The following is a 12,379-nucleotide window of genomic DNA, read 5'->3' as shown; positions in this document are numbered from 1 at the left end:
GGTTATATCTTTGTATTTGATCATCTGAGCATTTATACTTTTTAAATACTCAAATAATGAAACACATTATCTATGTCTATAAAAAATAGCTATTGGTTTAAGCTATTCTTTATAGGATGGTTTTATTGCCTAATGTTAGGTACAAAAATATTTTTCTTTATCCACAAACTTTTAATACAACATATTTTTTATTGTTGCAATTTATTGGATATCTCTATTGTATCAGTATTTTCAACTAATACTAATCGAAATTCTCCAAAATTTTTATTTAAAATCATTTTGATTGGCACTATAGAAATAAGCAATCCTAGAATAAAGCCTATCGGCATTGTAACTATCCGTATTGTTTCAATAGAAATACCTACTGAACCCATAATAAATCCAAGTATTCCACCTATTACACCACCTATTGCTACGCTGGCAACTAATGCAAGTAAATTTCTCCATAAATATGCCCACCACACTCGTGTTGCTCTTTTCCAAGTAACTTCTAATTCCATGTTAGCTCCTTTTGCTATTTAATCAATCAAGCACATTATACACACAGTAACTTAAAAAAACAAAAATAACTTATATATTAAATATGTGATAATTTTTAAAAAATGTAGACTTTTAAGAGCAAACAATTTTAAATATAAACAGCTATAAAGTCTTTAAAAAGTAGAAGAGCTATAGTGAGCAGTATTGAGCCGGCTATAAGGTAGATGGCATTTTTATTTATGAGAATATCAAAAAAGTTTTTTACTCCAAAAGCTTTGATGGTCATGGCAAATCCTACAAAACCGCCGATCGTTCCAGCAAGTGCCAGACCTGCGGCTCCCATTGGGGTTATGAGTGCGAGTGCAAAGACTATGTAGGATAGCAGTGAGAAGGTGGCTATTTTTGCGGCCCTCATCTGTTGCTCATTTGCGTAGAGCCAGAGCAAAAAGAGCTTTTGCAGACCCAGCGGGAGGAGTCCTATCATGTACATCTCTAGAACGGCCGCACTTTTTGATGTGTCAAGTGCGCTAAATGAGCCTCTCTCAAAGAGCAGCCAGATGATCTCGTGTGAGAGTATATAACCGCCGATTGTGCTCGCACTCAGCAAAAACGCCAAAAACCAGAACGCACGCTGCATAAAGAGTCTTGCTTTTGCCTCATCATTGTTTTTGATGTAGCGTGCAATGCTTGGAAAAAGTGCTATAGAGGTTGCAATGGCAAAGAGTGCAAGCGGGAGCTGAAATATGCGGTTTGCATAGTATAGATAGCTGATAGAGCCTGTTGCTAAAAAAGATGCCAGAAATGTGTCTAAAAAAGCGCTTACTTGCGGAGTGGAGTTTCCCCAGATGGCAGGAAAGAACTGCTTTTTAAACTTTCTGCTCTCCTCTTTTATCCTAGATGCTTTTGTTCCAAGATGTTTAAAACCGCTGCAAAGAGGCTTTAAAAGACCGAGCTGGCGGATGGCTATGATGTGTGTTACAAGCTGCAGTATTCCGCCTATAACGACACCGAAACTGAGGTAGTAGACAATCTCGGCATCGCTTTTTTCTGAGGAGAGATATAGAGCTAAGATAAGCGATATATTTAAAAGTGCGGTAGAGAACGCGGTCGTGGCAAAGTGGCGTTTGTACTGCAGCATCGCACTAAGAAAAGTTACGGCAAATATAAGGGGCAGATACCAGAAGTTTATGGCTACGTATGGCTGGGCGATATCAATGGTTTTTTCATCAAAGCCAACGGCTATAGCCTGTGTGGCAACGGCGGGTGCAATATTTACAAGAAGCGTTATTATAATGATAATGGAGAGAAATATTAAAAAGATGTTTGCCGAGAAAATGGACTTGTTGTTTGAGTGTGCATAAGCGGGAATAAACGCCTGTGTAAACGCGCCTTCAGCAAAGATTCGGCGAAAAAGATTAGGGAGTTTGAACGCTACGAAAAATATGTCGCTGTAGATGTTCGCACCAAGAGCCGATGCCGTCATCAAGTCTCTAAAAAATCCTAAAATTCTTGAGAATAAAATCCCAAAACTATTGGTGAAAATTGCTTTAAACATGGGCTTCTTTTGGAGTTGAGTATCACTTTTACGTAAGTTTAACAAATATTTGATTAAAATGGAGAGTTTAATTTTAAAAAAAAATAAAATGGGTAGATAAAAAGTATGGCACTATTTGGTTCAAGCACTAAGACAGAACAGTTACCAAAAACGATCCGTCCCACCGTCGTAAAAACTGGGAATGTTGCCAAAGAGATCATAGATCTGGCAAAGAGAAACGGAGTAAGTCCTGCCAGCTTGGATTTTGACATTTTAGATATTGAGACATATACAAGAACAAACAAAGAGAAGATGGAGTCTGACTGGGAAGAGACGAGTGTTGAAGAGCTGCATAAACTAGATGATGCCACCGCGATACTAAACCCTCTTTTTGAGATAAAACAGGTTTATGAGGTAGAGATATACTCCAAAGAAGAGAACAGCATATTTAAAGATTTCCACGCGGCGGTGGGAGCAAATGCCACAAAATGCAAAATATACTTGAGCATAAAAGCGGGTTCACAGGTACTTACAAGCCCAAGATTTGAAGATGAGTTTCTAAACTACATAAACAAAAGCAAGATAAGAGCCGGCATATTAATTAACATATTTGATGAGATGGTAAAAGATGTCGTCTCAAGAGTCTCCGCACTTGCCAAGGTAGACGGAATAATCAAGTATGACAAAAACCAGACCATACTCATTGCAGATGCGTATGAGCCAACTCCTACTATAAACGATCAGCTTATAACACACTATGACAAAGAGGTTGAGACAAACCACAATGATCGCGTGGACTACTCAAAAAGAGGCTTTATACACAGTGTCTTAGACGGTGATATTTTAATGGAGTACATAAAACCAAAAAAAGGCAAAGCGGGCAGAAACTGCCGCGGAGAGTTTTTAGAGCCGCCTGAGCCTGAAGTAAACCATGCACCCGACTTTAATGTTGATGACACCATAGAGATGGTAGATAACAAAGAGAATATAATCTACAAAGCAAAAGCAAGCGGATATATAAGCATCGAAGGAAATACCTACCGGATCAAATCAGAGATGGATGTCGGAGAGATAAGCTTTAAGACAACGGGTTCTATCTCTACTGGACTTGATTCCGATGTTTCGCTGAGCGTAAAAGAGAACGACTCACAAAAAGATGCCATCGGAAACGGTATGGAGGTCGAGGTCAGCGAGATAGATATAAAAGGAAACGTAGGTCCCAATGCAAAAGTAAGAGCAAATAGAGCGACCATAGAGGGGCAGACTCATAAATCGTCATATATTAAAGCAAATGATCTGACTATAAATGTGCATAAAGGTACGGCTATTGGCGACAATATCAAGATCACAAGGCTTGAGCATGGCATAGTCGAGGGTAAAATAGTAGAGATAGTTCAGGCAGTAGGCGGAAATATCAGAGCAAAAGATATAGATATAGGTATATGCGCATCTTACGTAAAAGCTACGGCATCAAGGTATATTGAGATCAAAAAGCTTCAAGGAAGTGAGAATGTCTTTACTATCGACCCGCTTCTGCAAAAAGATAAAAAAGAGGGGTTTGGTGAGAACCAAGATGAGATAAACCAGCTTAGAGCAAGCGTGGAAGAGGTAAAAAAAGAGGTAGAAAAGTATAAAAAGCTTGTCAAAGACAATACAGCCTCATTTAACGATGTCAAAAAAAGGTTGATGCACTATAAACAAAACGGTATAAAGATGCCTGCCGCATTCTTGACAAAGTACAAGCAGTTTCACAAAGCTCAGGAACATCTGGATAATATTACGAACGAATATAAAGTAAAAAATGACAAACTCCTTCTTCTGACCACGAAGACAGCATCTTTTCAAGATAATATAACAGACGCAAGAATTATAAACAGAGACAGATGGGTCGGGCATAACGAGTTAATATTTAAACTTATAGAACCGCCGATAGAGCTTAGCTATAAGCCTCTGGAGGACTCTATGGAGAAGATATTTGCGGTAGTGGAGACTGATGAGGGTGTGTTTGAGATACAGGCGGTGAAAGAGTGATAGTAGGGTTAATAGGAAATATAATATATAAAGAGCCGTCGTTTGTTCATATAGAGGTCTCTGGAGTGGTTTACGAGGTGTTTATATCTCTTCAGAGTTTCTCTGCCATAAGAGGCGATGAGGTAAAACTTTTTACTTCACATATCATAAGAGAAGATGCTCAGCTTCTTTACGGTTTTATGGAGTTAAGCGAGAAGAAGCTTTTTGAGAGACTTATAAAGATAAACGGAGTAGGTCCAAAGGTCGCAATGGCAATATGTTCGACATACACGCCCGCACAGTTTGGAGTTATTATAAACAACAAAGATATGAACGGTGTCAAAAAGGTTCCTGGTATAGGGCCAAAAAGTGCGGGGCGTATTTTAGTCGAGCTTAGCGGCTTTGATGCGCAGCTTGCTTCATCACAGAGCGAAGATACAAACAGCTCTTTTAATCAGGCAAGCGAAGCTTTGGAATCACTAGGATTTAAAAAAGAGAAGATATCAGACACACTGAGCAGGTGTGACCTAAGCAGCGACACTGCTTCGCTAGTAAAAGAGGCTCTGAAGCTTCTAAAAACAATTTAATTATTAAGGAAATATAGATTGAAATTAACTATTTTATTCGGGGGTGCTAGTTTCGAGCATGAGATTAGCATAGTGAGTGCTATAACTTTAAAAGAGAAACTTGCCGGTTTTAACTTGACTTTTATTTTTTGTGATCAGGATCACTCTTTTTATCTTATAGATGCGTCAAAGATGAAGGCTACAACCTTCTCAAGAGGCGAGTATAAAAAGATGCCGAAGCTAACGCTATCAAGCGGTACATTTGTTCAAAAAGGACTATTCTCTAAGGCGGAGCATAGCTCAACTGTTTTAAACCTTATTCACGGAGCTGACGGCGAAGATGGCTCTATTGCAGCACTTTTGGATTTTTACTCCATAAAATATATCGGACCGCGCATAGATGCAAGTGTTTTCTCTTATGATAAGCGCTATACAAAGTGGCTCTGCAATGCCAGAGGCGTAAAAAGTCTAAAACATGAAGAGCTGAGCCTTAAAGAGCACAACAACATTAAAATCCCGTATCCTATTATAGTAAAGCCTTCACGTTTGGGAAGCTCAATAGGTGTTAGCATCGTAAAAGAGGAGAGTGAGCTTGACTATGCACTTGACAGCGCATTTGAGTTTGACACAAGAGTAATAGTAGAGCCTTTTTTACAGGGAGTCAAAGAGTACAATCTTGCAGGATTTGGCGCAGATGGGAAGATGCACTTCTCAATAGTCGAGGAGCCTCAAAAAAATGAGTTTTTAGATTTTGAAAAAAAATATATGGACTTTTCAAGAAGCGAGCAGGTCTTAAAGGCGGATGTCTCAAAAGAGCTTGAGTCGAAGCTAAGAACAAATTTTGAGAAAGTATATAAAGGGATGTTTGAGGGTGCTCTTATTAGATGCGACTTTTTTGTCGTGGATGGAGAAGTCTACTTAAATGAAATAAACCCTATTCCAGGCTCTATGGCAAACTACCTTTTTGAGGATTTCGCTCAATCTTTGGAGCTTTTGGCAAACTCTCTTCCGCACGCAAAAAGAGCAAGAGTAAACTACGAGTATATCCACTCGATCTCTAAAGCAAAAGGGAAATAATGGCTATAAAGTCAATACAGTTCCAGCAGCACACTTTAGATATTAGTTATGAGATAATAAACCCGCAGGCAAAAGTAGATTTGATAATACTGCACGGATGGGGAAGCAACAAAGAGTTGATGAAAAAAGCGTTTTCACCATATATGGACGGTTTTCGCCACATCTATATTGACCTGCCAGGATTTGGCAACTCTACATGCAATATGGCGCTTGAGACAAAAGATTATGCAAGGATAGTAGAGCTTTTGATGATACATCTAAACGCTTCTAAAGATATTATTCTGGGGCACTCTTTTGGCGGTAAAGTCGCGCTTCTTCTTGAGCCTCAGGTTTTGGTTCTCGTCGCAAGTGCAGGAATTTATAGATCAAAATCACTGAAAGTAAGAACAAAGATCACGCTATTTAAGCTCTTAAAACAGCTTGGGCTTACAAAGTTTAGAGAGTTTTTTGTAGCGGATGACGCTAAAAAACTAAGCGAGCCTATGTATCAGACATTTAAAAATGTTGTTGATGAGGATTTCTCCAAAGAGTTTGCATCTTTTGGAGGAAAAGCGCTTCTTTGCTGGGGAACAAACGACACGGCAACACCTCTTAGCAGTGCGAAAAAAATAGACAAACTTATAAAAGACTCTTCGCTTATAACTTATGAGGGCGATCACTACTTCTTTTTAAATCACGCCAAAGATGTGGCACAAAATATAGAAAAAACTTTTTTAAAAACATTGGAGCATAAATAATGCAAGATTATGAAATGTTTATGGCATTTGTTACAAACGTTCTTTTTGTAACGGTTCTGGGATGGTATCTCATAACAAATCTTCAGTGGTATGACTATAGGCTCTCTCGCGTAGTTCTAAAGCATCATAAGCCGCACTGGCATATTCTCTACTTTTTTATTCCTTTTATAGCTTACTACACGACAGGCAAGTTTTTTATAATCTTCTTCTTTTTTGCCATTTTGCCTGCGATGTTCTTGTGGTATAAGCGTTTGGATAAGAAGCTGATACTCACATGGAGAGTAAAGAGATTTCTTATTCTTCTTCTCTCTTTGACCCTTTTTCAAAATATGCTCTGCACGGCAAAAGAGGCGTGTGTGGTCTACGGCGTATTTATGCCTCTTTTTGTAGCTTACATAGGAAGCTGGGCTATAGAGAGATTTCTTTTTGAGGCGTTTAAAAAAGAGGCGCGCAAAAAACTTCAAAGTATGCCAAAGCTGCAGATTATCGCCATTACAGGAAGTTACGGCAAGACAAGCACTAAAAACTTCGTTTATGAGATACTAAGCAAAAAGTATAGAGTCTATGCGACTCCCAGAAGCGTAAATACTCTAGGCGGAATAGTTAAAGATATAAACGACTCTCTGCCTGAGGATACCGAGATATATATTTGTGAGGCGGGTGCCAGAGAGCAGGGCGATATTTACGATATTACAACCTTTTTAGAGCCTCAGGTCGTAGTTGTCGGCAAAGTAGGACTTGCTCATATAGAGTACTTTAAGAGTCTGCAAAATATCATCGCTACAAAGCTTGAGATCATGAAATCGCCAAGACTGGAGTGCGCTTTTATACATACCTCTGTCACAGACGAGCCTCATGATAAGGTCACCTTTTTTGGAGATGAGATTCAAAATGTGAGCGCGACTCTTGAGGGAACAGAGTTTGATATTGTTTTAAATGATAAGACTCTTCATCTTCATGCCGACGTTCTGGGCGCATTTCAGACTATCAATATCGCAGCGGCTGTTCATATCGCAAAAACATTTGATATGAGCGATGAAGAGATAATTGAAGCTGTAAGAAGCATAAAGCCTGTGGAGCACAGACTGCAGATGATAAAAGCGGGCGGAAAACTCATTCTTGATGACGGCTACAACGGCAATATAGACGGGATGCTTGAAGCAGTAAGACTCTGTTCACTTCATGAGGGCAGAAAAGTAATAGTCACTCCAGGTCTTGTCGAGAGCAGTGATGGGCTAAACCTAAAGTTTATAGAGGCGATAAACGAAATTTTTGAGATAGCCATTGTCACAGGCTCTTTAAACGCAGAGCTTTTTAACAAGAACCTCAAAGTTAAAAACAAGATAATGCTGCATGACAAATCTAAGATCCAAGATCTTTTGGCACATCAGACAAGAGCAGGGGACATTATACTCTTTGCAAACGATGCACCCAATTTCATATAGGAATATGTTGAAATGATTAAATTAAAAGATAATTATGATTTAGAGAACAATCTATTTGATGTAAAAATAGAGAATGACATTTTAGTCATGCTATTAATTACCCAGAATTAGAGCATATAATGTCTACCTTCAAAGTATTTAACAAGAAAAATTTAGCTTATAGTAAAACATTATTGATGGCGTATAAAGAGATGTCTATGGTTGAAAAGTATGACAAAAACTAAATATCTTTTGTATGCTTTTAAATGCAAACAAAATCAGAAGTACAGCTATTGGTATGAAACTGATTTTAGATTCTTTCAAGGAAAAAAACCGCCTTTAAATATACTGAACAAATATTCAAAAGAGGTTGAAAGTATCAGTGATGAAAGTACTATAATCAACCCATGGAAAGAGTGGGAATCAAAGAATATTCAAAAGATAATTGCTAAAAATGGTGTTTGTATAAATTATCTTAAATCAACAGATGGTGATTTAATACAAAGAGAAGAAGATTTAAAACTACTTGAGCTATATAGTTATCTGGTTGACAACTTTGATATATCCAAATCATTTGGCTTTAACACGGTTAAAAAGTGGCATAAAGAAGTCTTTAGCTCTATTTATCCATTTGCCGGTGAGCTTAGGAGTGTAGAAATGAGTAAAGGTGATAACGTTGAAGCTTGGACTTGGAGACTAGACTTTTTGCAGGCTATTCCAGAATTAAATGAACTCATGAAAGAAGTGACTAAAAGAACTTATGAAGATGTTAATGCTGTGACACAAGACTTGTCTAAACTTATAAGTGATTTTTTATTTATACATCCTTTTCGTGAGGGAAATGGAAGAATAAGTCGGCTTATATGCGATATTATTTTAGCAAAAAATGGTTTTCCGATGATAGGTTTAAAGCTAAAAAAAGGTGACAACTACATATCAAGGATTCATGCCGGATATAAGTGTGATTACGAACCTATGAAAGAATTGTTAAAAATGAAAATCCTAGAAGAGGTTATAAGTGAATAAGTTTATAATGCTCTTTGAGTTCTTTTTTTGTAATTTTAGAACCTTCAACCTTAGCAGAAGTGTAAACAGAATTAACAATCATTTTTTCTTTGCTTTTTGCATTAGAAAAGTATTTATTCGAATTTGCAATAGTTTTTTTCATAATGTTAACCCATATTTTAAGTGCACTCATTGTAGCATAATTTGTACAATAAAGTATAAAGAGAATAGTAAAATATGATAGATAAAACCATAAAATATCTCGGCTACTTCACGGCTTTTGTCGTTGCTTTGCTTGTTTTACTGGTAGTCTATGATGCAACAGTACGTTATCTTTTCTCAGGCGGCTCGGTCGCACTTCAGGAGCTTGAGTGGCATCTCTTTGATATAGTGATCCTCTTTGGTATAGTCTATGCGCTAAGAGAGAGCGCTCATGTGAGGGTAGATATATTTTACGCCTCATTTTCGCAAAAAACACAAGCGCTTATAAACATCATCGCCTCCCTGCTTTTTGTACTTCCCTTTTCTTTTCTCATCATCTACATAGGGGTAGATTTTGTGAGTATGAGCTATCTTCAAAATGAGGCATCTTCAAATCCGGGCGGATTGGAGTATAGGTTCTTGGTAAAATCTCTTATGCCGCTCTCGTTTGCTTTCTTGTCTCTGCAAGCCATAAGAGATGCCAAAACAAATTTTGATGCATGGAGGTCGTTATGATATCTATGCTGATGTTTATAGTGGTTTTGGCACTTTTAATGGTAGGAATTCCTGTCGCTTTTGTCTTTGGAACTGTGGCTATAGCTTTTGCTTTTTTGATTCCGGAACTCGGCTTTGACGTCTTTTCGGTTCTGCCTTTTCGCATTTATGGGATAATGTCAAACACGACCTTGATGGCTGTCCCGCTTTTTATAGCTATGGGCTTGGTGCTTGAGAAATCTCTGATGGCGGAGAAGTTATTGATCGCTATGAGCTCGGCATTTCGCACCGTTCGCGGCGGTTTAGCGGTTAGTGTCGTGCTTGTGGGCGCGCTTCTTGCAGCTTCGACGGGAGTTGTATCTGCAAGTGTTGTTATGATGAGCGTTATTGCGCTTCCGTTGATGCTGCGTGCAGGCTATGACAAAGGTCTTGCTTCGGGAACAATAGCCTCTAGCGGAACGCTCGGGCAGATCATACCGCCATCAATCATCCTTATTATTTTGGGTGATGTTATGAGCGTTAGTGTCGGCGAACTTTTTATGGGAGCTGTTTTGCCGGGGCTTGTTCTGGTTGGACTCTATATTGTCTACATTTTGATATTTTCCTATCTTAAGCCAGAAGCCGCACCCGTTGCAAAAAACGTAAAAGAGGTAAGTGTGATGGAGATAATCTCTGCGATCGTTCCTCCTATGCTTCTGATGGTCTCTGTTTTGGGGAGCATCTTTGCTGGCATAGCATCTCCTACAGAGTCGGCGGCATTTGGTGTTATCGGCGCGCTTCTGCTCTCTGCATATAACCGCTCCCTTAACTTTGAGATGCTCAAATACGCGACACTCGGAAGTGTAAAGCTAAGCGGTATGATCTTTATGATACTCATCGGAGCAACTGCTTTTTCGCTTGTTTTTAACGAACTCGGCGGAAGTGATCTTATACTTGAGTTTTTCTCTCAAGATATAGGCGATGTTTGGATATTTATAGCAGTTGCCATGATAAGCATATTTATACTCGGCTTTTTTATAGATTTTATAGAGATAAGTTTTATCATCGTTCCCATCTTGGTGCCGGTTATGCACGCTTTTGGGATAGACCCTGTCTGGTTTGCGATACTTATCGCCCTAAATCTGCAAGCCTCGTTCTTGACCCCACCGTTTGGGCTCTCGCTCTTCTTTTTAAAGGGAGCCGCAGGTGATAGCATAAAGACCATGCAGATATATAAGGGAATAATACCGTTTATAGTACTTCAATTTTTCGCACTTATGCTTGTTATGGTGTTTCCAGACCTAGTGTTCGCATTTCTATAAAAAGGGTTAAGATGAAAGATATTTTATACGCGCCGTGGCGTGATGAGTATGTTACGAACAAAAAGATAGATGGCTGTGTATTTTGCCACATAAGTTCTCACGAGAAGGATGATGAGGAACTTCATGTGCTATACAGGGACGAACACTGTTTTATAGTGATGAACCGCTATCCGTACACTCCCGGACATTTTATGATAATCCCTCATCTTCATACCGACAAACTTGAAGAGCTACCTAGTGAGACTTGGCTTCATATGAGCGATCTGGCGCAAAAGAGTGTGAGACTTTTAAAAGAGGGATTTTGCGCTCACGGAGTAAATATCGGAATGAACTTGGGAGAGTCAGCTGGTGCTGGGATAGCTGAGCACATCCATATGCACATCGTCCCAAGATGGCAGAGAGACACGAACTTTATAACTTCCGTTGCAAACAACCGAGTCTACTCAACCGACTTTATAAAAATATATGAGAAGATAAAAGAGCTTATCCCTAAATATATCTAATAGTTTTGTATTTATATATGTTAAAATCTATCCTCTACAAAGAATAGTTTTTAGCCAGCATTTTAAGTAATATTCTTTTTAGACAAGATTAGTTAAAAATTATCAATAAAGCAAAATATGAAAAAAGAATATGATAAAGCACTTTATCGGCTCCTTGAGATTTTAAAACGTCTTTATGAAGGTGAAGTGCTAAATACAAAAGATTTAGCACTTGATTTTAATGTTACACAACGAACTATACGGCGTGATTTTATACGGCTATCATATTTTCCGATTGAAAAAATAAAATATGGTTATAAGTATGCTGATGGCTATCATTTGCTGAAAAGTTCAAAAGAAGATGAAGTTTTACTTTTTGAAATGTTTGAACAGTTTTCAAAAAATATGGGCGAAGGTGCTTCTAAAATAATTTCCAAACAACTATCAAAGCTTTATAACCCTTCTGCAAAACATCCTTTTTTCTTCAATGCAGTTATAGAGGATATTACCGATAAAAGTGAACTTTTTTTACTCATGCAAGATGCCATAGAGCAAAAGCGTGTCGTACATTTGGAATATTTAGATAAAACGCGTCAGGTACATCCTTATAGGATCGCAAGTTTTGAAGGGTTTTGGTACCTTTTTTGTAAAGAACAAGAGAAGTACAAAACCTTTTATTTTAAAGATATTCAAAATGTTGTTCTTAAAGAAGAAACATTTACATGTGACACAAAAGCCTTAAAAATAATGGAAAATGCTCTTAATATCTGGTTTGAAGCACAAGAAAAAAGTTTTGAAGTGCTTTTACATGTAGATACCAAAATTGCAAAGCATCTTGCTAGGCGCCCTTTGAGTAAAACGCAAAAATTTCTTAAAGAATATGAAAACGGTGATATTGAGATCAGTGTATATGCTACGAGTGATAATGAAGTAATCCATGTACTAAAAAAATGGTTGCCAAATCTCAAAGTAATTGCACCTTTACGAATTCATGAAACATTTAAAAAGGAGTTGCAAAAATACATTGACGTGTAAAAAGGACACAACGCTGTCCGCATACTATGTAA

At 38.1% G+C, this 12,379-nt stretch carries 13 protein-coding genes; 10 read left to right on the top strand and 3 right to left on the bottom strand.

What is annotated here, in order from left to right:
- Positions 1–188 precede the first annotated feature (188 nt).
- Together FCU45_RS05395 and murJ are read right to left on the bottom strand one after the other, a co-directional pair.
- The gene (locus tag FCU45_RS05395; RefSeq protein WP_137013052.1) at positions 189–500 is read right to left on the bottom strand and encodes a hypothetical protein; all 312 of its coding nucleotides are present in this window, start codon (positions 498–500) and stop codon (positions 189–191) included.
- 128 nt (positions 501–628) lie between these two features.
- Positions 629–2,035: a murein biosynthesis integral membrane protein MurJ gene (murJ, locus tag FCU45_RS05390; RefSeq protein WP_137013049.1), complete on the bottom strand. Its 1,407-nt coding sequence runs from the start codon at positions 2,033–2,035 to the stop codon at positions 629–631.
- Positions 2,036–2,140: 105 nt separating this feature from the next.
- On the opposite strand from murJ, the gene FCU45_RS05385 reads away from it, so the two are divergent.
- The 6 genes from FCU45_RS05385 (at position 2,141) to FCU45_RS05360 (ending at position 8,854) form a co-directional block, all read left to right on the top strand.
- Positions 2,141–4,045, top strand: coding sequence for a flagellar assembly protein A (locus FCU45_RS05385; RefSeq protein ID WP_188109201.1), 1,905 nt, complete (start codon positions 2,141–2,143; stop codon positions 4,043–4,045).
- Positions 4,042–4,611: a Holliday junction branch migration protein RuvA gene (ruvA, locus tag FCU45_RS05380; RefSeq protein WP_137013047.1), complete on the top strand. Its 570-nt coding sequence runs from the start codon at positions 4,042–4,044 to the stop codon at positions 4,609–4,611. The genes FCU45_RS05385 and ruvA overlap by 4 nt, the downstream gene beginning before the upstream one ends.
- Positions 4,612–4,629: 18 nt before the next feature.
- Complete coding sequence (locus FCU45_RS05375; RefSeq protein ID WP_137013045.1) at positions 4,630–5,667, top strand: D-alanine--D-alanine ligase; 1,038 nt, start codon at positions 4,630–4,632, stop codon at positions 5,665–5,667.
- A complete protein-coding gene (locus FCU45_RS05370) occupies positions 5,667–6,404 on the top strand; it encodes an alpha/beta fold hydrolase (RefSeq protein ID WP_137013042.1) in 738 nt (245 codons plus the stop codon). Before FCU45_RS05375 ends, FCU45_RS05370 begins: the two co-directional genes overlap by 1 nt.
- The gene (locus FCU45_RS05365; protein WP_137013040.1) at positions 6,404–7,849 is read left to right on the top strand and encodes a Mur ligase family protein; all 1,446 of its coding nucleotides are present in this window, start codon (positions 6,404–6,406) and stop codon (positions 7,847–7,849) included. Before FCU45_RS05370 ends, FCU45_RS05365 begins: the two co-directional genes overlap by 1 nt.
- Positions 7,850–8,059: 210 nt before the next feature.
- Entirely contained in the window at positions 8,060–8,854 is a 795-nt protein-coding gene (locus tag FCU45_RS05360; protein ID WP_137013038.1) for a Fic/DOC family protein, read from the top strand.
- Here the strand turns inward: FCU45_RS05360 and FCU45_RS11585 are convergent.
- The gene (locus FCU45_RS11585) at positions 8,841–8,996 is read right to left on the bottom strand and encodes a hypothetical protein (protein ID WP_170175830.1); all 156 of its coding nucleotides are present in this window, start codon (positions 8,994–8,996) and stop codon (positions 8,841–8,843) included. The two genes, FCU45_RS05360 and FCU45_RS11585, sit on opposite strands and share 14 nt — an antisense overlap.
- A gap of 74 nt (positions 8,997–9,070) precedes the next feature.
- On the opposite strand from FCU45_RS11585, the gene FCU45_RS05355 reads away from it, so the two are divergent.
- The 4 genes from FCU45_RS05355 to FCU45_RS05340 all read left to right on the top strand — a co-directional run bounded on the left by FCU45_RS05355 (position 9,071) and on the right by FCU45_RS05340 (position 12,347).
- A complete protein-coding gene (locus FCU45_RS05355; protein WP_137013036.1) occupies positions 9,071–9,550 on the top strand; it encodes a TRAP transporter small permease subunit in 480 nt (159 codons plus the stop codon).
- Positions 9,547–10,830: a TRAP transporter large permease gene (locus FCU45_RS05350; RefSeq protein ID WP_137013034.1), complete on the top strand. Its 1,284-nt coding sequence runs from the start codon at positions 9,547–9,549 to the stop codon at positions 10,828–10,830. Before FCU45_RS05355 ends, FCU45_RS05350 begins: the two co-directional genes overlap by 4 nt.
- Positions 10,831–10,841: 11 nt before the next feature.
- A complete protein-coding gene (locus FCU45_RS05345; protein ID WP_137013032.1) occupies positions 10,842–11,333 on the top strand; it encodes an HIT family protein in 492 nt (163 codons plus the stop codon).
- Positions 11,334–11,450: 117 nt separating this feature from the next.
- Positions 11,451–12,347 carry a helix-turn-helix transcriptional regulator gene (locus FCU45_RS05340; protein ID WP_137013030.1) on the top strand — a complete coding sequence of 299 codons (897 nt, stop codon included), beginning with the start codon at positions 11,451–11,453 and terminating at the stop codon, positions 12,345–12,347.
- The last annotated feature ends 32 nt before the right edge of the window (positions 12,348–12,379 follow it).

Source organism: Sulfurimonas crateris, from assembly GCF_005217605.1.
In the GTDB taxonomy this organism is placed as follows: Bacteria; Campylobacterota; Campylobacteria; order Campylobacterales; family Sulfurimonadaceae; genus Sulfurimonas; species Sulfurimonas crateris.
Note: the sequence above shows the minus strand (reverse complement) of the source record. Positions and strands in the feature narration are given on the sequence as shown.